Below are 17,187 nucleotides of genomic sequence, written 5' to 3'. Positions count from 1 at the left end.
GGCGTCTCTTTCGGGCAGGGGTTTTTTCAGCGAAGAAGGTTCAGTCTTCGATACCGCGCTGCGCCGGAACCCCGGCATTAAAAGCGTGTTTGACCTTGGTCATCTCGGTCACGGTATCGGCCAGTTCAATGATCTCGGGCGGGCAACGCCGGCCGGTGATGACCACATGCACATCTTTGGGCCGGTCCTTCAGCGTCTGCAACACATCGTCCAGCGGCATCCAGCCGTAAATCAGCGGGTAGGTCAGCTCGTCCAGCACCACCATAAAATTCTCGCCGCCCAGGATGGCTGCTTTGGCTTTCTCCCAACCCGTGCGCGCGAGCTGGGCCGAGTGTTCCAGGTCCTGGCTTTTCCAGCTGAAGCCGTCGCCCAGCCCTTCAATGGGGATGCCGAGCTGCTCGAAGATGCGGTGCTCGCCAAAACGCGCGCTGGGCACTTTCATGAACTGGAAAATCTTGACGGTTTTGCCATGCACATGGTGGCGGCCATGGGCACGCAGCGCCAGGCCAAAAGCCGCGGTGCTTTTGCCTTTGCCGTCGCCGGTGTTGACGATGAGCAGGCCGCGGCGTTCACCCTCGGGCTTTTCATAGGGTTTTGCGCTGGGCGGGGTTTCGATTTGCATGGGATCGCCTTATCAAGTTCTAGCTGTCATTGCGGACCCCGGATCGTGGTCCGGGGCAGGCCCGATCCGCAATCCATGTATCCGGACCCAGCCATAGCGCAGACAAAAGTCATGGATCCCGGATCGAGTCCGGGATGACAAACCGGGGTTCATATTTCAATCTTCGGCACGGCGACCCACTGACCTGCCAATTGGTGCACCGCGATGCGCTGGTCAAACACCTGCTCCAGTGCGCGGTGGGTGGCGGCGTCATTGCAGGCACCCTGGTGCGTGACCCGGCCATCGGCCATGATCACCATGTCGTCCGCGTGGAGCGCGAACGAAATTTCATGCAACACACTGACCACGGTTTTGCCGCTGTCCACCAGCGCGCGTGCCATCAACAGCCAGTCGGCCTGGTGCGGCGGATCGAGGTTGGTCAGCGGTTCGTCCATCAGCAGCACCTGCGCTTGCACCGCCAGCGCACGCGCCAGCAGCACACGCTGGCGTTCGCCGCCCGAAAGCTGACCCAGTGGGCGCTCGCGCCAGTCCCAGGCGTGGGTGGCGCGCAGGGCGTGCTCGGCGGCGGCGTGGTCTTGTGCGCTCGGCGGCGCCAGCCAGCGCTGGTGCGGCAAGCGGCCCAGCATGGCGACGTCGTAGGCCGTCAGGTCGTCGGGCGAACTTTCGTTCTGGCCCAGCCAGGAGAGCTGCTGTGCGCGCTCACGGGCAGGCAGCGCGGCCAGGGGCCGGCCCAGCAGCGTGATGCTGCCGCGATACGGCAACAGTCCCGCCAGCACCTTGAGCAAGGTGGACTTGCCGGCGCCGTTGGGCCCGACGATGCTGGTCCAGCGCGACGCAGGCAATACCAGAGCCACACCTTGCAATACCTCGGCATTTCCGAGGCTGGCCCTTATCCCGTTTGCGTGAACAGCTACAGAATTGATAACGTCTAAAAAAACTTTCGCCATCACACCCCCCCTCCCCGGCCGCTGCTGCGGTGCATCAGCCACAGCAAATAGCCCCCACCCAGCACGGCGGTGAGCACGCCCACCGGCAACTCCTGCGGCGCAATCACGCCTCTGGCCAGAATGTCAGCCGCCGTCAGCAACACCGCGCCAGTCAGACTGGCCAGCACAATCAGCCGGCCATGCGTGGTCTTGATGACCGAGCGCACCAGGTGCGGCGCGGCCAGGCCGACAAACGCAATCAGCCCGGTTTGCGCCACCGCCGTGCCTGTGGCCAGCGCCAGCACCGCCACCAGGGCGGCGCGCATTTGCGGCAGCTTCAAGCCCAGGCTTTGGGCAGTGGCTTCACCCAGCGCCAGCCCGTCCAGCACATGGCTCATCATCCAGGCGGCCAGCAGACAGACGGCAAACACCACAGCCATCACCGCGCAGGCTGCCCAGCCCACAAAAGCGGTGCTGCCCAGCATGAAGGCCTGCATGGCCTGCATGATGTCAGGCGTGAGCAGCAAGATCAGTGAACCAAAGGCGCCCAGCACCACACCTACAATCACACCGGCCAGCAACAGGCGCAAGGTGTGCTGCACACCCTTGGCCAGCAGCAGGGTCAGCAGCACCGCCGCCACTGCGCCGATAAACGCCGCGCCGGTCAGACCGATGCGTGCGACCCAGTGTGTGGCCAGCGGCGACACACCAAACAGCGCCATGGCCAGCGCCACGCCCAACGCAGCACCCGAGGCGCTGCCCAGCAAATACGGGTCGGCCAGTGGGTTGCGAAACAGCCCCTGCGCCACGGCGCCGGCCAGGCCAAGCAAGGCCCCGGCCAGCCAGGCGCCCGCCGTGCGTGGCAGGCGAATTTCCCAGATGATTTGCATCGCCTGCGGATCGCGCTGCATGTTCAGCACGCTTTCAAAACCGGTGCTGCCCACACTCACACCCAACAGCAACAGGGCAAGGCTGACCAGCAGCAGCACACCCATCAGCCAGAAAGCCCTGCGTTGATAGCGGGCAACGGGGTGATTCACCGCACGCCCCGATCCGCATGTTTTTCAAGGCAATTGGCCATCAGCCGGGCGGCCTCGGCCATGCGCGGTCCGGGGCGCACCACCACATCGGACTCTTCAGCGCCGAACACACAGATGCGCTGCTCCTTCACCGCCCTGATGCTGCCCCAGCCCGGATAACTGGCCATGGCCAGCATGCTGCGGTTGCCGACCATGATCACATCCGGGTTGGCGCGCACCACAAACTCGGGGTTGAGCTTGGGAAAAGGGCCAAGCGACGCGGGCACCACGTTCTGCACACCGAGCCGCGTCAGGGTTTCGCCAATAAAAGACGACTCGCCCGCCGCATACGGTCCGCGGCTGACTTCAAAGTAGACCCGTGCCTTGCGGGCCTGCGGTGACAGCGACTGGGCGGCTGCCGAGACACTGGTATCGATGACGCGCCACAGACGCGCCGCGCCCTGCTCTTCCGGCACCTCCAGCAAGACGCCCAACTTGTGCAAGACGCGCCGCACATCGGCGTGGCTTTTGGGCTCCAGTGCCACCACCTTGATGCCCAGCGACTCCAGACGGGTCACAACACGCGACGAGGTCGCCAGCAAGACGACATCGGGCTTGAGCGCCACAATGGCCTCGATGTTCGGGTCCAGCCCGCCACCCAGGACCGGCAATTGCCGCACCGACGCCGGGTGGTTGGAATAACGGTCCCGCCCCACCAGCCGGTGGCACTGATCCATGGCGCAGACACTTTCAGTCAGCGAAGGCAGCAGGCTGATGATGCGCTGCGGACTTTGCGCAAAAGTGAGGCTCACATTGCGGTCGTCTGACAGTTGCAGGGCGTGGGCGACGTTTGAAGCTAGAACAAACAGCATGGGCAGCAACAGCGCCGCCCTCACCCCAGCCCTCTCCCAGAGGGCGAGGGGGCAAGAAGAAAAGCTCATGGCTGGCCCTTTAATGTGAGCGGCAAACCTGCCGCCATGAAGGTCACGCGCTCGCAAGCCTGGGCGACCTCCTGGTTCAGGCGGCCGAGGGCATCCACAAAGTCACGGGTCTCGCGCCCCATGGGAATCACGCCCAGCCCGATCTCGTTCCCTACCAGCATAAGTGGTCCAGGCGCGGCGCGAATTGCTATCACAAGCATAGCTGTCTGCGCATATGTGGTAAGGGCTGGAGCCTGATTTGTCTGACGGTTGCCAGCCGGCATCAGTAAATTGGTCAACCACAGTGTCAGGCAATCGACGACCAGCAGCGTCTGCGCTGTGCTGTGCTGCGTGATGGTCTGCGCCAGCTGCAGCGGCTCTTCCACCGTACGCATGCCGGGTACGCGTTCAGAGCGGTCTTGCTGATGCCTCGTGATGCGTTCGCGCATTTCATCGTCCCAGGGCTGGGCCGTGGCAATCAGCACAGCCTGGTTGTCAGGGGATTGCAGCAGCCAGTCACGCGCCAGCATTTCGGCACGGTGCGACTTGCCGCTTCGCTGGCCGCCAAGAATAAATTCGCTGCGTGAAAAAGTAGCTGAATTGCTCATGACGCAAAGCACCGTTCGGGCTGAGCCTGTCGAAGCCTGCATCCACATACACGCCCCGTCGACAAGCTCAGGGTGAACGGAAAGAAGTTTTGGCGCCCCTGACAGAAAAATACCAATTCAGCCATGCGCCAAACTCCACTCCATGATGATCCGGTGTATTTGCTCGACACCGTCGGTCAAAGCCGCCGGACCGGGCTGCAGAATTTCTGCCGACTTAATCTCAAACAGCTGTTTGTTTTTGACAGCGTTGACGTTTTCCCAGCCCAGCCGCGCCAGCACATGGTCGGGCCGGAATTTGCGGCCGCACCAGGAGCCCAAAATGATATCGGGGTTGCGCCGCACAATCTCGCTCCCGTCGGCAATAATGCGGTCCTTGCCCATGGGCTGCGAGGCCAGCTCGGGAAAGCAATCGTCGCCTCCCGCAATACCCATCAGCTCGGAGACCCAGGCAATCGCGCTGATGTGCGGGTCGTACCACTCCTCAAAAAACACGCGAGGGCGGCGTTTGAGAGTCGCGGCTGTTGCTTCAATCTCAAGCAGGCGTTGTTGCATGCCCTGCATCAGTTCACGGCCACGTGCCTCCTGGCCCACCATGGCGGCGAGCTGGTACATCATGGAGAAAATCTCCGCCACGCTGCGCTGGTTGAAGATGGTGACCTGAATCCCTTTTTTGACCAGCTGGGAGGCAATGTCAGCCTGCAGGTCAGAAAAGCCAATCACGCAATCGGGCCTGAGTTCTACGATCTTGTCGATCTTGGCGCTCAAAAAGGCACTGACTTTCGGTTTTTCCTCGCGCGCCCGCGGCGGCCGCACGGTGTAGCCCGAGATGCCGACGATGCGCCGCTCTTCCCCGAGCAGATAAAGCCACTCGGTCGGCTCCTCGGTCAGGCAAACGATGCGCTGCGGGCCGTAGGCCACCGTGCCTGCGCCCGCAGCCAGTGCGCGCCAGTCTGTCGATCCGGTCATGGCTTGTCCTTCAGAAACAGTGTCGCAGCGGCGGCCGGGCTTGACGCGAACCAGGCGTGGAAGTAGCTGGCTTTGACGCTGTCGCCGGGACCCGCCACATACAGGGCCTCGCCCTCACCGCGCAGCTTGCGCCCTGGCGCGGCTTCGGTGCGCGTTGCGGGCGCCAGCGGCGAGCTGCAGGTGGAGTAGTGAAAAGTATGGCCGCGCAGGGTGCCGCCCGCCACAGCGAGTTGTTGCGGACCCAAGGCGGCAAGACGCGCCTGCATGGTGACACGCCCCGGCAGCACACCCCACATGGCGAAACAGCGGCCATCGACGGCTTGCAGTTCGTCAAACAGCGTCATCATGCCGCCGCATTCCGCCCAAACCTGCTTGCCGGCAGACACATGGGTAGCGATGGCGGCTTTCATGGCGCCGTTTTCTGCCAGGGTCGCGGCATGTAGCTCGGGGTAACCACCAGGCAGCCACAGCGCGTCGCAATCGGGCAAGGCAGCATCGGCCAGCGGCGAGAAAAAAACCAGCCTGGCACCCATGGCCTGCAAACAATCAAGGTTCGCAGCGTACAAAAAACAGAACGCCGCGTCGCGTGCGACGGCAATTGTCAGGCCCTGCAGCAGGTCCGGCGTTTCAGGCGCCGCATCAGCCGGCGCGTCAAAATCCACCACCCAGGCCTGCAGCGCATCTGCGCCCATCTGTCCCAGCTTTGTCGCGGCGAGCGCGTCGGCAGCAGCATCGAGCCGGGTCATGGCGTCGTCCATCTCGGCAGACATCACCAGGCCCAGGTGCCGCTCCGGCAGGCTGAAGTCTTCGCTGCGCATCAGCGCGCCCTGCCACTGCGCGGGGTCGCGCAGGCTCTCTTCCAGCATGGCCGCATGGCCGTTGGACGCCACCCGATTGGCCAGCACACCCGCAAAACGCAGGCCTTTCCGGTAAGTCTGCAGCCCCCAGGCCAGCGCGCCAAAAGTGCCGGCCATGGCGCTGGCGTCAATCACCGTCAGCAGCGGCAAATCGAAGCGCTGCGCCAGGTCAGCAGCACTGGGTTGACCGTCGAACAGTCCCATCACGCCTTCGACAATGATCAGATCGGCTTCCAGCGCCGCAGCGTGCAGGCGTTGCGCGCAGTCGGCCTCGCCGGTCATCCATAAATCCAGCTGATGAACGGGCGCGCCGCTGGCCAGGCTGAGCCAGTACGGATCCAGAAAATCCGGCCCGCACTTGAACACCCGCACGCGCCGGCCCTGGCGCGTAAACAGACGCGCCAGGGCACAGGCCACCGTGGTCTTGCCCTGGCCGGAGGCGGGCGCGGCAATCAGGATGGCAGGGCAAGAAGCTGAAGGCATGGCGACGGCTTCACATCGCCCATGTCACGGACGCAAACAGATTGCGACCAGGCACCGAGAAACCGTTGGCGAGCATGTATTGGGTGTCGGTCAGGTTGTTGATGCGGGCCAGCAAGGTGACGTCTTTCTGAACCTTCCAGCTTACGCCGGTATTGAGCACGCCGTAGCCAGGCAGCGTATCGCGGCCCACACCCACTACCTTGGCGTCTTCCCGGTTGCTGGACAACTTGAGCTCGCCAAACACACTGACATCGCCCATGCGGTGCGTGACGCGGGCATTAAGCACGTTCTGCGCAATTCGCACCAGTCGCAGGTCATTGGAAGCCGGCACGGACGAGTAAGAGCGTGGGTCTGCGTAGTCGTAAGACAGCGAGTAACTGGTCGCGCCAGATTTCACGTCAGCGCTCAGGGTGACCCCGCGCAACACCGCCAGCGAACTTTGGACATTGGTGGACGGAATGATGAAGCCCTGGATATCGTTGTGGTACGCCACCGCACCCAGCGCGACATTGCCCTGCTGGTACTTCAACCCCAGCTCGGTGGCCCGGTTGCGCTGCGGCACCAGCGCGGGATTGCCAAACCCCGGGAAGTACAGCTGGTTGAAAGTGGGCGCCTGGAAACTCGTGCCAACACTGGCCACCGCACGCAGACCGTCGATCAAGCGATAGCCGGCGGAAAGCGCCCAGTTGTTGAAGCTGCCAAACTGGGAGTTTTTGTCGTTGCGGATCACGGCCAGCGCATTCCAGCGCTCTCGGTTCAGCGCATAAGATGCCAGAGCGCTGCGCACATTGCGTTGTTTGATCGTGTAGCTGGTAGAGCTGTCAACCGCTTCGGATCGGTCTTCAAGCATCAGAGACAACACGTCCTTGTCCAGCGTGATGTCGTTTTGCCAGGTCAACTGCTTGCGGCCGGTATTGAACCTGCTGCTGCCGCCAAACCTTCCATCGGAGATGCGGTAATACTCGCTGACCGAATCTTCATCGCTGGTCCCCGCAGTCAGTGTGGATTTCCATTGCGGCAGCCATTGCGCATCCCATCTGACGGTAGCGTTGTTGAGCTTAGGTTTCGCCCGCGCATCGGATGTGAGTTTGGTCAAACCCAAGGGATTGGGGGAAGGCAGGCCGTCAAACTGGTACTCGGTATCGCTGTGCAGAAAACTCAGGGTCAGCGCATGTTCGCGGTTGATCTTGGCAGTCAGTTTCGCATCGACGCTGGTAGACGTGAACCCGTCCGCATCCGGGTTGAAGCTGGTCGATGTTGGGTTGGACACAGAACTGATGCCGCGCGCTTTTTCGCGCGAGACACCCAGACTGTAGCCAATGGCGCCAGCGCTGCCGCGCACCAATGCGTCCGCCTGCCGTTGCCCGGCCGAGCCAAAGCCGACACTGGCACTGAGCGCCAGACCCTCGGCGGGCTCTCGGGTAAAAATTTGGATCACGCCGCCCACGGCATCCGGCCCATACAAGGCTGAGGCCGCGCCGCGCAAAATTTCAATCCGCTCAATACGCGCCAGCGGAAGGTTCTCAAACGATGCGCCGCCCGAAGTGGCCGAGCCCACGCGCACGCCGTCTATCAAGACAATGGTTTGCGAGTTGCTCGCGCCGCGCAGGAAAATGCTTGAATTCGAGCGGTAGCTGCCATTGCTGCCCATTTGGATGCCAGGCTGCTGAGCCAGAATGTCGCGCAGCGACGACTGGCCAGCCCGCTCGAGGATCTCGCGGTCAATGATGGAAACGTCTGCGATCACATCGGTAACCGGCGTAGCCACGCGTGAGGCCGTGACGACTGTTTCCGAGAGCTGCGACGCAGCGGGGGACTGGGAGAAGGCGGGAAAAGCGGCGGCCAGCGCCAGCGAAAGCGCGGCAGGACGCGCATAAAAAACACAGGTTTTCATGGATGGAGACAATCAACAAAAGGCCCTCACTGGCTTCCCCGCCAGTGCATGAGCGTTACGGCTACGGCCTGTCGGGACAGACGTGCAACCACCTTGTTGGCCGGTATCCGGGCTGACGGAACTGTCCTCATCGCCTTCCCAAGCGCATGTTCAATCGCTCAGTGGCTGTGATGAGGGCTGAATGCACCCTGAAGCTGAATTTCAGGGAAAAACATTCGTCCGTTTTACCGTTGCGGGGGCAGCGCAGGTTAAAAGTCGCGGCGCTTGCGATCCGGGTCGAACCCCCGAGCGCATGGCAACAACTCCCTCCTGCTTCCCGTTGAACTGCGGCGTGTGAACCACACCGCGAGCACCAACAGGCGAGATTCTACGCCCCAAAACGCGGCAAACCCTACAATCAGAGGGCCATGTCGAACCAAATCCACATCGACCAGATTGCCGAACGCGTCGAGCGGCTCCTGTTGCGCTACGAGGAATTGCAGCGCACCAATGCCTTGCTCAGTGAGCAGGTGCATGTGCTCACGCAAGAGCGCGACTCGCTGCGCTCCCGCCTCAGCGCCGCCCGCTCACGGGTTGATGCGCTGCTGGAGCGCTTGCCGGACTCCTCGTCGTCCCTGTCCCTGAACGCGGCTGGCGCCAGAACCACTGCCGGATCGGACACATGAAGCAGCTTGATGTACAGATCATGGGCCAGAGCTACCTGCTCGGCTGCCCTGAAGGTGGCGATGTCCGCCTGCTCGACGCCGTGGAAAAAGTCGATGCCGCCATGTGCAAGATCCGCGACGCCGGGAAAATCAAGGCGCGCGACCGCATCGCCGTGCTGGCCGCGCTGAACCTGGCATTCGAGTTGTCCGAGTTGGAAGCAAATGCCCTGAAAGCATCCCGCAGCAGCCCGATCACGGCCCCACCGCTTGCCGCCCAGTCCCATGGGCTGGCCGCGCCGCAGCAGACAACCGGGCAACCGCAACTGGTGGCATTGCTTCAGCGCCTGGACAGCGCGCTCGGCGTGGACGGCCGCCTGCTTTAAAGCGGCACTTTGCCGGCGCCAGGTGTCGCGCCAAACATCCCGCCACCGGCTGCACTGTCTGCAACATGCGCCTACAATAAGGTTGTCTGCGGTGCGCACCGGGCTTTATATTTCCTTGAACCAATGCTCCACGAGCACGGGCTTGGTAAATTGTCAGGCAGGCGTGATCGTCTCGCGTTAGACGAACCCGAAGCCTGACTGCCCTCGCCCACCTGAACCCCGGTTCAGGATGACGGTCCGGTGGCACTTGCAGACACCTTTTTGATCTCCTTTCGGGCCCGGCCCGGGCCTGAATGTTTCTTGAACCGCAACTTATTGCCGAACTCTTGCTGCTGGGCAGCGCCACCGGTTTTCTGGCCGGCCTGCTGGGCATAGGCGGCGGCATGCTGATGGTGCCCTTCATGACCTTCATCTTGACGGCCAAGGGCTACCCGGCAGACTACACGGTGAAAATGGCTGTTGCCACTTCGCTGGCGACGATCTGCTTTACCTCGATGTCATCGGTGCGCGCGCACCACCGCCGCGGCGCCGTGTTGTGGCCCATCGTCCGTTTGCTGACCCCCGGTATCCTGCTGGGTTCGCTGGTCGGCGCACAACTTGCCGTGGCCCTGCCCGGCAAGGTTCTCAGCGTCCTGTTCGCGGTGTTCGTGGCGTTTTCGGCGACGCAGATGTTTCTGGACCGCAAACCCAAACCCAGCCGCACGTTGCCGGGGCGCCTCGGCACGTTCGGCATGGGTTGGGTGATCGGCATGTTGTCCTCGCTGGTGGGCGCCGGCGGCGCTTTTGTCTCGGTGCCGTTCATGACCTGGTGCAACGTAAAGATCCACGACGCGGTGGGAACATCAGCGGCACTGGGTTTCCCGGTCGCGCTGGCGGGCACGCTCGGTTATATCTGGGCCGGCCAGGGCCTGCCCGAAATGCCGCCGGGCTCCATCGGTTATCTCTACCTGCCCGGCCTAATCGTCATCTCGCTGGCCAGCATGTGCACCGCACCGCTGGGTGCACGCACGGCGCACCGCATGGACATCCGGCCGCTGAAAAAAGTGTTTGCCGTGGTGCTCTATATTCTGGCGGCATACTTTCTGTTTCGCTAAACCGCGCCGCCTATCGGTGACCCACAATGAAAATAGCATTCATAGGCCAGCAGGAATTCGGCAAAGCCACACTCGAGGCCTTTCTGGCGCGTGGCGACGAAGTGGTTGGCGTTTTCTGCGTGCCAGAAAAATCTGGCGCCAAGCCCGATGCGCTTCGCGTAGCCGCCCAGGCCCTGCATCTGCCGGTGTTCCAGTTCAGCAGCCTCAAAAGCAGTTATGCCGAGCAAGCCATGCGCGACCTCAACGCCGACATCGGCGTGATGGCTTACGTGGTGCAGTTCGCGCCGCAGGCCTTCGTCAATATTCCCCGCTGCGGCACCATCCAGTTTCATCCGTCGCTGCTGCCCCGGCATCGCGGGCCGTCGTCGATCAGCTGGCCGATTGCGCTGGGCGAAACCCAGACCGGCATCAGCATATTCCGACCTACCGACGGACTTGACGAGGGGCCACTGGTACTGCAGAAATCCTGCGCCATCGGGCCTGACGAAACCCTGGGCGAACTGTATTTCAACAAGTTGTTTCCCATGGGCGTGGCGGCCCTGCTGCAAGCCGCCGATCTGGTGATCTCGGGCCAGCATCAGGAGCAGGCGCAAGACGAATTGAAAGCCAGCTATGAAGGCTGGTACCACGAGGAAGAGTCCCGCATTAACTGGGCCAACCATGTCGACCAGGTCTACAACCTGATCCGCGCCTGCAACCCGGCGCCCGGTGCCTGGACCGTACTCGGCGATACCCGCGTCTGGCTTTACGATTGCCGCAAGCACCCGGTGCACGGCTTTGCGGGCGTGCGCGGCAAGCCCGGCGAAATTGCAGGCCTCACGCCAACCGGTCTGCTGATCAACACGCACGGCGGCCAGATCGAGGTACTCAAGCTGCGGCCGGAAGGCGGCGCCAAAATGAATGCGGCAGACTTCGCGCGCGAGCGCAAGCTCTTCAGCCCGGCGGGTTGAGCCGGCTCACTTCTTGAGACGCCCCGACACCGGCTCAGGGAAGCGCTGAATAAGTCCTTGCGGATGCGCGGCAGTCGGATTGGGATGGGATGCAAGGCGGATTTCGCAGCCAATAGTTGACTATTGGCAAGAAATTCAACGCAGCAGACCGCCCAAGCCCGGCTGATGGCGCGCGGCAGGGGACTTGTTCAGCGCTTCCTTAGGCCGGTAGCCGATGGTTTGCTCGATCAGCACGCCGCCATCACTCATCAGAAAAGTCTTGAAGGCCTGGGCCACCGGCGTCAGACGCTTGTTGCGCCTGTGCACCACATACCAGTGGAGCATCAGCGGAAAACCCTGAACATCAAGCACGCTGAGGCTGCCGACCTGCAGCTCGCGGCTGATGGTGTGCGCCGACAAAAAACTCACGCCCATGCCCGCCATCACCGCCTGTTTGATGGTTTCCGTGCTTTTGATCTCCATCGCGATGTTCAGATCGGCCAGATGCGCGCCAAAACCCTCTTGCATGGAGTTCCAGGTGTCCGAGCCTTTTTCACGCACCACAAAAGGCTCGCGCGCCAGACGCGACAGCGTGATGCGCTTTTTGCTTGCCAGCGGATGGTCGGGCGCGGCCACCACCACATAGGGGTGTGGTGCAAAAGCTTCGCTAACCGTGTCCAGACCCAGCGGCGGACGCACCATGATGGCCAGATCCGTCAGGTTGTCGCCCAGCTGGCTCAGCAATTCTTCGCGGTTGCAAACCCCGAAATCCAGCGTGACCCCAGAGTGGCGACGTGCGAATTCGACCAGCAGACGCGGTAAAAAGTAATCCCCCGCGCTGATCACGGCCACGTTCAACTTGCCGCCGGCGACACCCTTGAATTGCGCCATGGCCTCTTCGGCTTCCCTGAACTGCTGGATGATGTTGCGGCTTGAGTGCAGCATTTCCACACCCGCTGGCGTGAGGTGAATTTTTTTGCCAAGTTGCTCAAACAGCGGGAGACCGGCATGGTCTTCCAGTTTTTTGACCTGAATCGAGACGGCGGGCTGCGACAGGTGCAGCTCTTCCGCAGCTCTGGAAAAGCTCAGGTGCCGGGCGACCGCCTCAAAAACCTTGAGCTGGCGCAATGTTGCGTTTTTCATAGCGCCTCAATGTATAACTGATAAGTTATCAATAGTATCAAATACTTTAACTATCGCTAATCATCTTTCTTCCCTACATTTGCGTTCAAGCCCGGTGCAAAAGCGCCGTCACTCGACCAGAGCGCCACACCACGAGGAGAACTGCCATGCTCAATGCCCTGCTTTCCCAGACCGCCGCCGGCCAGGCCGCCGAAGCCCATCGCCACGCCTACAACGCCGCGTTCGAGGAACTGGGCCTGACCTGGTACTGGGATGCCTCCACCTACGCCCGCCTGCAGGCCCATGGCCGCGAGGGTGTGCGCATTTACCTGGAAACCGAGCAATCGCACTTGCTGCGCGCTTACGAAGCCGAATTTCTGGTGGGCGCCATCGAAACCACCCAGGCCAGGTGTTATGCGAGCATGGGCCATCGGGCAGTTCAAGCCGCCTACGGCTGGATCGGCGACTCGCACCTCCCTCCAACTTCACGGCACAACGCAACGTCCGGCGCGCCCGCGCACCGTGCGGCGACAAGTGCGCTGACCTGAAAGCGCGGGATGTCAAATCACTGGGTGCGTTTCAGGGAAGGCCAGTCCATTCGTTTCGGGATGTTGCAGGGCGAGCAGGTCCAGGTCTGCGAAGGCGACATGTTCATCCGCGCCGTCCCGACCAAGCGCCTGGTGCCACTGGCTGACGTGGAGTTGCTGACCCCGGTTCAACCCACCAAGGTGATCGCCTTGTGGAACAACTTTCACGCGCTGGGCGAGAAACTCAATTTACCCGTCCCCAACGAGCCGCTGTACCTCATCAAGTCCCCGAACTCCTATCTGGCGCCAGGTGACACCATCCGCAAGCCACCTTGCGACGGCAAAGTGGTTTTTGAAGGCGAGTTGGGCATTGTCATCGGCAAAACCTGCAAACAGGTGCAGGAGCGTGAGGCGCTCGATCATGTGTTTGGCTACACCTGCGCCAATGATGTGACGGTCGCCGACATTTTGAATCGCGATCCATCATTTGCTCAGTGGGTGCGGGCCAAAGGATTTGACACTTTTTGCCCGTTCGGTCCGGTGGTTGCTACCGGCCTGAATCCGGCAAAACTGATGGTCAGGACGCTCCTCAACGGAGAAGTGCGCCAGGACTATCCGATCAGCGACATGCGTTTTTCGGTACAGCAACTGGTCAGCCTGATTTCACAGGACATCACGCTGTACGCGGGCGACATCATCCTCTGCGGAACATCAGTGGGCGTCGGATCCATGAAGCCCGGAAGCACCATTGAGGTGGAGATTGCTGGCATCGGCAGGCTCAGCAACCGGTTTGAATAGCCATTTTTCGGGAGAACGGGTGTGAAGATTGCGATCATTGGAGCCGGAGCCATCGGCGGTTATGTGGGCGTGAAACTGGCACTGGCTGGCGAGGACGTGACTTTCATGGTGCGCGGCGCCAACCTCGACGCCATTCGCAAGAACGGCATGAAACTCATCATGCACGACGGCAGTGAACATGTCGCCGGCGATGTCAAGGCCACCAACAACTATGCAGAAGCCGGTCCGCAAGACATTGTGATTCTGGCGATGAAAGCGCACCAGGTCGAGGCCGTGGCCAATGATCTGCCCAAACTGTTCGCGCCACACACCACCGTGGTCACCATGCAAAACGGCATCCCCTACTGGTATTTTCACAAGCATGGCGGACCGTTCGAGGGCAGCCAGGTGCACAGCGTTGACCCCACCGGCATCCTGGTCAAAAATATCCCGCCGCAGCGGGTGATCGGCTGCGTCGTCTATCCAGCGTCAGAGCTGGTCGCGCCGGGCGTCGTCAGGCACATTGAGGGCGACCGCTTCCCGGTGGGTGAGCTCGACGGCACGGCCAGCGAACGGGTCACGCGCATCTCTGAATGTTTTTCCAGGGCGGGCTTCAAGGCACCGGTGCTTGACAACATCCGTTCCGAAATCTGGCTCAAGCTCTGGGGCAACCTCACCTTCAACCCCATCAGCAGCCTGACCCACTCCACCTTGCAGGACATCTGCCAATTCCCGCTGTCACGCGAGCTCGCGGCCAGCATGATGCGCGAAGCGCAAGACGTTGCCCACAAGCTGGGCATTGGATTTCGCGTGACACTTGAAAAGCGCATTGCGGGTGCCGAGAAGGTGGGCAAACACAAGACATCCATGTTGCAGGACATTGAGGCCGGGCGCGCACCCGAGATTGATGCCCTGGTCGGCTCAGTGGTGGAACTCGGCCGCCTGACACAGACGCCCACACCTCATATCGACACGCTGTATGCCCTGGTCAAGCTGCTGGCTCGAACCATGCAGGAAGAAAGTGGGCAAGTGCGGCTTCAACTTGCCGCCTGAACAGGACGCTGCCAGCAACCCACTGCGTCATCAGGACCCGGTGGCCAGCGATTTTTTCATCGCCTGAACTGCCGCATCGGAAGGCGTTTCAAACTCATACTTGGCGCCCAGGTCCAGTGCCTTGAGCAGCAAAGGGCTGGCGGTTTTAAGCGATGCAAATTGCGCGGCCGCCTTTTTCACGGCATCCGCCGGCGCATTGGGGTGCACATAGAGGCCATACCCCCAGCTGGGATTGGCCGCCGGCACAACCACCAGTTGAGCCATGTGGATCCGGTCATCCGTTCCATGATGGTTTTTCATGGTGGCAGCCTGGGCCGACTGAAGACGTGTGATCAGTCCCGCCCAACGATCTGCCTGCCAGTGAAAAGCGGCCTTGGTCGGCAGATAGCTCTGTCCCAGGCCTTGCTGGGGCATGACCTCCACCACAGTTCCACAGAAATTCTCGGCCTTCACAAGCGAGGTGGTCACGCCGCTTTTCATGCCAAAGCAGCTTGTGGTTTTGAGCTTGGCCAGCACCTTGGCTTGCTGCTCGGGCGGCAACGACTTCAAATCCACGGGCTTGCCGTCCTTCACGGTGCCGATGTCGGCCAGAATCAGTACGGCTGACTGGATTGGGTCCACATTGATCGCCACCGGGCGGTAGCCCGAAGCCAGCCCCACCACAGGATTGCCATATACCCAACAAGGCGGCGCAGGCTTTTTGACGGCATTCAGCACATCCTGCGTTTCCCTAATATTAAGGACGGCGGAGACGGACAAACCCGTCGGTTTGACGAAATCAATCAGCTCTCTCAACGCGCTTTCAGTTTGGGAGGAGCCTTCACCGCGAATGACTTGCGGATTGAGGTACAAACCGCCTTCGCATGACTGCGCATGGGCGGAGGCGGCACAGGATGAGAACAAAATCAACAGCAAGGATGGTGTTTTCATGGCTCATTGCCTTTGTAAAAATTCATATGTCCCCTCAATTCGGTGCATGATGACCAACCGAACTGAAAATCATCCTACTGCTTGAGTACTAATTTCACCTAGGGAGTTACGCTATTCGGAGGCGCAAGGCTGAGGAGCGAGGGACCTCTCCGGACAAACCCTAGCGCGGCTCAAAAATTGAGCAAACTTGACCCTCGTCAAGAGTTTTTTAACTACTTGGTAAGACCATACCGGTGTGATACGTTCTGGCCAGGAAATCATCAAGAAGTTCCAGCCTCAATCCGAGTTACCCAACACAGGAGACAACGCAATGAAAATCAAACTTTCCATCGTCAAAAGCAGCCTCGCCACGGCTGCGGCCATCGCGGTGATGGCTGTCGGATCAGCCCCCGCTCATGCCGCCTGGGAGCCGACCAAGCCGGTTGAGTTCGTTGTACCGGCGGGCACTGGCGGCGGCGCCGACCAGATGGCGCGACTGATGCAGGGAATCGTCATCAAACACAAGCTGATGAAAGAGCCGCTGATCGTCGTCAACAAGTCCGGCGGTGCGGGCGCTGAAGGTTTTCTCGAAGTGAAAGGCGCGACCGGCAATCCACACAAAATCATCATCACGCTGTCCAACCTGTTCACCACACCGCTCGCAACCGGCGTCCCCTTCAACTGGCGCGACATGACACCCGTGTCCATGATGGCGCTCGACCAGTTTGTGTTGTGGGTCAACGCGGAAAATCCAGCCAAAAATGCCAAGGAGTACCTGGCCGCAGTGAAGGCAGCGGGCCCGAGCAAGGTCAAGATGGGCGGCACCGGCTCCAAGCAGGAAGACCAGATCATCACCGTTGGCATCGAACAAGCCACCGGCACCAAGTTCATCTACATCCCGTTCAAGGGCGGCGGTGAAGTGGCCGTTCAGCTGGTCGGCAAACATGTCGACTCCTCGGTGAACAACCCGATCGAGGCGGTTGCCCAATGGCGTGCCAACCAGCTCAGAGCCCTGTGTGTCTTTGATGACAAACGCATGTCTTACAAGACCAAAGTCACCGACACCATGTCGTGGGCAGACATTCCGACCTGCAAGGAAGCCGGCGTCCCCACCGACTACACCATGCTGCGCGGTATTTTTATGGCGCCCGGCGTGTCCAAGGATCAGCTTGAGTTCTATGTCACGCTGCTCAAGAAAATCCGCGACACACCGGAGTGGAAAGACTACATGGAAAAAGGCGCATTCAACCAGACCACCATGTCTGGCGATGAATACGCCAAATGGCTGGGTTCCGCAGAACAGCGCCACCGCGAGCTGATGAAGGAAGCCGGTTTCATCGCGAAGTAAGAAAAGAAGGCCCCCGTTCGCGGGGTTTTCTCCCGCGGGCCGGCGCACGCCAGCCCGACATTCAATCAAGTTCGCCCTGGTCCAGGGCGCTCAAATCCAACGGAGT

The 17,187-nt window shown here is 61.2% G+C and carries 18 protein-coding genes, 1 other RNA gene and 1 riboswitch; of the genes, 9 read left to right on the top strand and 10 right to left on the bottom strand.

What is annotated here, in order from left to right:
* Positions 1-40: 40 nt before the first annotated feature.
* From cobO to IEX16_RS11810, 8 genes are all read right to left on the bottom strand, one after another.
* Positions 41-622 carry a cob(I)yrinic acid a,c-diamide adenosyltransferase gene (cobO, locus tag IEX16_RS11845; protein WP_188708691.1) on the bottom strand — a complete coding sequence of 194 codons (582 nt, stop codon included), beginning with the start codon at positions 620-622 and terminating at the stop codon, positions 41-43.
* Between the two features lie 149 nt (positions 623-771).
* Entirely contained in the window at positions 772-1,569 is a 798-nt protein-coding gene (locus tag IEX16_RS11840) for an ABC transporter ATP-binding protein (protein WP_373288330.1), read from the bottom strand.
* The gene (locus IEX16_RS11835; RefSeq protein WP_188708704.1) at positions 1,569-2,543 is read right to left on the bottom strand and encodes a FecCD family ABC transporter permease; all 975 of its coding nucleotides are present in this window, start codon (positions 2,541-2,543) and stop codon (positions 1,569-1,571) included. Before IEX16_RS11835 ends, IEX16_RS11840 begins: the two co-directional genes overlap by 1 nt.
* A 41-nt stretch (positions 2,544-2,584) precedes the next feature.
* The gene (locus IEX16_RS11830; protein ID WP_229676314.1) at positions 2,585-3,439 is read right to left on the bottom strand and encodes an ABC transporter substrate-binding protein; all 855 of its coding nucleotides are present in this window, start codon (positions 3,437-3,439) and stop codon (positions 2,585-2,587) included.
* 65 nt (positions 3,440-3,504) lie between these two features.
* On the bottom strand, positions 3,505-4,095 hold the full coding sequence (cobU, locus tag IEX16_RS11825; protein WP_188708689.1) for a bifunctional adenosylcobinamide kinase/adenosylcobinamide-phosphate guanylyltransferase: 591 nt from the start codon (positions 4,093-4,095) through the stop codon (positions 3,505-3,507).
* A gap of 117 nt (positions 4,096-4,212) precedes the next feature.
* Positions 4,213-5,061 carry an ABC transporter substrate-binding protein gene (locus tag IEX16_RS11820; RefSeq protein WP_188708688.1) on the bottom strand — a complete coding sequence of 283 codons (849 nt, stop codon included), beginning with the start codon at positions 5,059-5,061 and terminating at the stop codon, positions 4,213-4,215.
* Positions 5,058-6,401, bottom strand: coding sequence for a cobyrinic acid a,c-diamide synthase CobB (locus IEX16_RS11815; RefSeq protein ID WP_188708687.1), 1,344 nt, complete (start codon positions 6,399-6,401; stop codon positions 5,058-5,060). The genes IEX16_RS11820 and IEX16_RS11815 overlap by 4 nt, the downstream gene beginning before the upstream one ends.
* Before the next feature lie 10 nt (positions 6,402-6,411).
* Positions 6,412-8,295 (bottom strand): TonB-dependent receptor domain-containing protein, encoded by a 1,884-nt coding sequence (locus IEX16_RS11810; protein ID WP_188708686.1) that lies wholly within the window; start codon positions 8,293-8,295, stop codon positions 6,412-6,414.
* Positions 8,296-8,376: 81 nt separating this feature from the next.
* Positions 8,377-8,667: riboswitch (cobalamin riboswitch) on the bottom strand.
* Positions 8,668-8,702: 35 nt separating this feature from the next.
* Here IEX16_RS11810 and IEX16_RS11805 point away from each other — a divergent pair.
* From IEX16_RS11805 to IEX16_RS11785, 5 genes are all read left to right on the top strand, one after another.
* Positions 8,703-8,960: a cell division protein ZapB gene (locus IEX16_RS11805; RefSeq protein WP_188708685.1), complete on the top strand. Its 258-nt coding sequence runs from the start codon at positions 8,703-8,705 to the stop codon at positions 8,958-8,960.
* Positions 8,957-9,322 carry a cell division protein ZapA gene (locus IEX16_RS11800; protein WP_188708684.1) on the top strand — a complete coding sequence of 122 codons (366 nt, stop codon included), beginning with the start codon at positions 8,957-8,959 and terminating at the stop codon, positions 9,320-9,322. Before IEX16_RS11805 ends, IEX16_RS11800 begins: the two co-directional genes overlap by 4 nt.
* An 80-nt stretch (positions 9,323-9,402) precedes the next feature.
* Positions 9,403-9,582: non-coding RNA, 6S RNA (gene ssrS / locus IEX16_RS11795), on the top strand.
* 33 nt (positions 9,583-9,615) lie between these two features.
* Positions 9,616-10,416, top strand: coding sequence for a sulfite exporter TauE/SafE family protein (locus tag IEX16_RS11790; RefSeq protein WP_188708683.1), 801 nt, complete (start codon positions 9,616-9,618; stop codon positions 10,414-10,416).
* Between the two features lie 26 nt (positions 10,417-10,442).
* Entirely contained in the window at positions 10,443-11,366 is a 924-nt protein-coding gene (locus tag IEX16_RS11785) for a methionyl-tRNA formyltransferase (RefSeq protein WP_188708682.1), read from the top strand.
* A 135-nt stretch (positions 11,367-11,501) separates the two neighbouring features.
* Here IEX16_RS11785 and IEX16_RS11780 read toward each other — a convergent pair whose 3' ends face one another.
* Positions 11,502-12,488 (bottom strand): LysR family transcriptional regulator, encoded by a 987-nt coding sequence (locus IEX16_RS11780; RefSeq protein ID WP_188708681.1) that lies wholly within the window; start codon positions 12,486-12,488, stop codon positions 11,502-11,504.
* Between the two features lie 146 nt (positions 12,489-12,634).
* Here IEX16_RS11780 and IEX16_RS11775 point away from each other — a divergent pair, with 146 nt between their 5' ends.
* From IEX16_RS11775 to IEX16_RS11765, 3 genes are read left to right on the top strand one after another with little or no spacing between them, the layout of a single operon-like run.
* Positions 12,635-13,015, top strand: a complete 381-nt coding sequence (locus IEX16_RS11775) for an HAD family hydrolase (RefSeq protein WP_188708680.1) — start codon at positions 12,635-12,637, stop codon at positions 13,013-13,015.
* A 9-nt stretch (positions 13,016-13,024) separates the two neighbouring features.
* Complete coding sequence (locus IEX16_RS11770) at positions 13,025-13,792, top strand: fumarylacetoacetate hydrolase family protein (RefSeq protein ID WP_188708679.1); 768 nt, start codon at positions 13,025-13,027, stop codon at positions 13,790-13,792.
* Positions 13,793-13,813: 21 nt separating this feature from the next.
* On the top strand, positions 13,814-14,824 hold the full coding sequence (locus IEX16_RS11765; protein WP_188708678.1) for a 2-dehydropantoate 2-reductase: 1,011 nt from the start codon (positions 13,814-13,816) through the stop codon (positions 14,822-14,824).
* Between the two features lie 30 nt (positions 14,825-14,854).
* Here the strand turns inward: IEX16_RS11765 and IEX16_RS11760 are convergent, their stop codons facing one another.
* On the bottom strand, positions 14,855-15,754 hold the full coding sequence (locus IEX16_RS11760) for a hypothetical protein (RefSeq protein ID WP_188708677.1): 900 nt from the start codon (positions 15,752-15,754) through the stop codon (positions 14,855-14,857).
* A 310-nt stretch (positions 15,755-16,064) separates the two neighbouring features.
* Between IEX16_RS11760 and IEX16_RS11755 the strand changes: the two genes are divergently transcribed.
* Positions 16,065-17,081: a Bug family tripartite tricarboxylate transporter substrate binding protein gene (locus IEX16_RS11755; RefSeq protein WP_188708676.1), complete on the top strand. Its 1,017-nt coding sequence runs from the start codon at positions 16,065-16,067 to the stop codon at positions 17,079-17,081.
* Positions 17,082-17,187: the final 106 nt, after the last annotated feature.

Origin of the sequence: Polaromonas eurypsychrophila (assembly GCF_014641715.1) — a bacterium.
In the GTDB taxonomy this organism is placed as follows: domain Bacteria; phylum Pseudomonadota; class Gammaproteobacteria; order Burkholderiales; family Burkholderiaceae_C; genus Polaromonas; species Polaromonas eurypsychrophila.
The sequence above is the reverse complement of the archived record's forward strand: the minus strand, read 5'-3'. Positions and strand labels throughout refer to the sequence as shown.

What these genes read in the sequence shown, in the direction of transcription:
- cobO (WP_188708691.1), bottom strand. Translation starts at nt 622, where the DNA reads ATGCAAATCGAAACCCCGCCCAGCGCAAAACCCTATGAAAAGCCCGAG.
- IEX16_RS11840 (WP_373288330.1), bottom strand. Translation starts at nt 1,569, where the DNA reads ATGGCGAAAGTTTTTTTAGACGTTATCAATTCTGTAGCTGTTCACGCA.
- IEX16_RS11835 (WP_188708704.1), bottom strand. Translation starts at nt 2,543, where the DNA reads ATGGGTGTGCTGCTGCTGGTCAGCCTTGCCCTGTTGCTGTTGGGTGTG.
- IEX16_RS11830 (WP_229676314.1), bottom strand. Translation starts at nt 3,439, where the DNA reads ATGCTGTTTGTTCTAGCTTCAAACGTCGCCCACGCCCTGCAACTGTCA.
- cobU (WP_188708689.1), bottom strand. Translation starts at nt 4,095, where the DNA reads ATGAGCAATTCAGCTACTTTTTCACGCAGCGAATTTATTCTTGGCGGC.
- IEX16_RS11820 (WP_188708688.1), bottom strand. Translation starts at nt 5,061, where the DNA reads ATGACCGGATCGACAGACTGGCGCGCACTGGCTGCGGGCGCAGGCACG.
- IEX16_RS11815 (WP_188708687.1), bottom strand. Translation starts at nt 6,401, where the DNA reads ATGCCTTCAGCTTCTTGCCCTGCCATCCTGATTGCCGCGCCCGCCTCC.
- IEX16_RS11810 (WP_188708686.1), bottom strand. Translation starts at nt 8,295, where the DNA reads ATGAAAACCTGTGTTTTTTATGCGCGTCCTGCCGCGCTTTCGCTGGCG.
- IEX16_RS11805 (WP_188708685.1), top strand. Translation starts at nt 8,703, where the DNA reads ATGTCGAACCAAATCCACATCGACCAGATTGCCGAACGCGTCGAGCGG.
- IEX16_RS11800 (WP_188708684.1), top strand. Translation starts at nt 8,957, where the DNA reads ATGAAGCAGCTTGATGTACAGATCATGGGCCAGAGCTACCTGCTCGGC.
- IEX16_RS11790 (WP_188708683.1), top strand. Translation starts at nt 9,616, where the DNA reads ATGTTTCTTGAACCGCAACTTATTGCCGAACTCTTGCTGCTGGGCAGC.
- IEX16_RS11785 (WP_188708682.1), top strand. Translation starts at nt 10,443, where the DNA reads ATGAAAATAGCATTCATAGGCCAGCAGGAATTCGGCAAAGCCACACTC.
- IEX16_RS11780 (WP_188708681.1), bottom strand. Translation starts at nt 12,488, where the DNA reads ATGAAAAACGCAACATTGCGCCAGCTCAAGGTTTTTGAGGCGGTCGCC.
- IEX16_RS11775 (WP_188708680.1), top strand. Translation starts at nt 12,635, where the DNA reads ATGCTCAATGCCCTGCTTTCCCAGACCGCCGCCGGCCAGGCCGCCGAA.
- IEX16_RS11770 (WP_188708679.1), top strand. Translation starts at nt 13,025, where the DNA reads ATGTCAAATCACTGGGTGCGTTTCAGGGAAGGCCAGTCCATTCGTTTC.
- IEX16_RS11760 (WP_188708677.1), bottom strand. Translation starts at nt 15,754, where the DNA reads ATGAAAACACCATCCTTGCTGTTGATTTTGTTCTCATCCTGTGCCGCC.
- IEX16_RS11755 (WP_188708676.1), top strand. Translation starts at nt 16,065, where the DNA reads ATGAAAATCAAACTTTCCATCGTCAAAAGCAGCCTCGCCACGGCTGCG.